Source organism: Undibacterium sp. Ji22W, assembly GCF_049340305.1.
Taxonomy (GTDB): Bacteria; Pseudomonadota; Gammaproteobacteria; order Burkholderiales; family Burkholderiaceae_D; genus Undibacterium.
Genome location: NZ_JBMPOU010000007.1, coordinates 1 through 1,574, shown reverse-complemented (window position 1 = coordinate 1,574; position 1,574 = coordinate 1). Strand labels below are relative to the sequence as shown.

The 1,574-nt window shown below is 49.2% G+C and carries 1 protein-coding gene; it reads left to right on the top strand.

From position 1 onward, the window contains the following. The coding region (locus ACO0KW_RS20345; protein WP_423055167.1) for a Calx-beta domain-containing protein at positions 1-1,574 on the top strand (1,574 nt) is incomplete at both ends.

The following is a 1,574-nucleotide window of genomic DNA, read 5'->3' as shown; positions in this document are numbered from 1 at the left end:
TCGCGACAGCGGGTGTCGATACCAGCGCATTGCCAGCGAGCGTCAATGTCAGTGGCGGCAGCAGCACGACATTTACAGTCACTGCCACCGATGATTATTTGAAAGAAGGCTCCGAATCCCTGATCGCGACGATCAGTGGTGTCACCGATACTGATAGCCGTTATGAAGCCGTGGCAGTTGGCAGTAGCAACACAGCGACTAGTGAGATCACCGATGATGTATCCCCGACCGTCGAAGATACAGTATTCGCTGTGATTAGCGGGCCAGTAAATGTGACAGAAGGTGAGACGACAACAGCATTTACTGTTAGGTTAGTAGACTCGTCAGGCAATCCAGTAACTGTCACTGCTAATACGAATGTGACGATCAAATTCAGTGATGTTTCATCAGAAATTGGTGACTTTGATCACGCCGATAAAGTCGTAACTATTTTCGCTAATACGAATAGTGCGACCTTTACCGTAGCGACAAATCCAGATGTTGATTTTGATAATGATAGTTTTAAGGCGACTATCAGCAATGTACAAGATACAGGTGAGTTTGAACTGATTGATATAGTTTCTGGAGTAGGTGCACAAACTGCCAACGTAACAACTACGATTAGTGATGACGATGCGCCACCGACGATTAGCATCGATAATGTAACGGTCAACGAAGATGCCGGAACGATGACTTTTACAGTGACATTAAGTCACGCAACCACTGCAGAAGTGACTTTTGACTTTGCTACAAGTGATGGCATTTCCAATCCGGCTACTGCTGGCATTGATTACATTGCTAGTTCTCTCGGTGCGAATGGCAGTATTTTAGCGGGTGATACAAGTACGACTATTACGATCAATATTAATGATGATTTCATTAGAGAAGGTAATGAAATTTTCAATGTTAACTTATCAAATATTTCTGTGAATGTTGATGTTGGAAATAGCGATTTGATCGGTGTAGGAACAATCACCGATGAAGCAGTCCCAGCAGCAAGCGACACTGTCTATGCGCACATCAGTGTCGATGCAGCGAGTGTTGCCGAAGGTGGCGTCTTAACGTACACGGTCACCCTCAAAGACAGCAGCGGCAATGTCGTCAGTGTTCCAGTCGGCAGCAGTGTTGCGGTCGCCTTGAACTGGAGCGGTGTCGCGACAGCGGGTGTCGATACCAGCGCATTGCCAGCGAGCGTCAATGTCAGTGGCGGCAGCAGCACGACATTTACAGTCACTGCCACCGATGATTATTTGAAAGAAGGTTCCGAATCCCTGATCGCCACGATCAGTGGTGTCACCGATACGAACAGTAAATATGAAGCAGTAGCGGTCGGCAGCAGCAACACAGCAAGCAGCGCGATCACCGATGAAGCCGTCCCCGCAGCAAGCGACACTGTCTATGCGCACATCAGTGTCGATGCAGCGAGTGTTGCCGAAGGTGGCGTCTTAACGTACACGGTCACCCTCAAAGACAGCAGCGGCAATGCCGTCAGTGTTCCAGTGGGCAGCAGTGTTGCGGTCGCCTTGAACTGGAGCGGTGTCGCGACAGCGGGTGTCGATACCAGCGCATTGCCAGCGAGCGTCAATGTCAGTGGC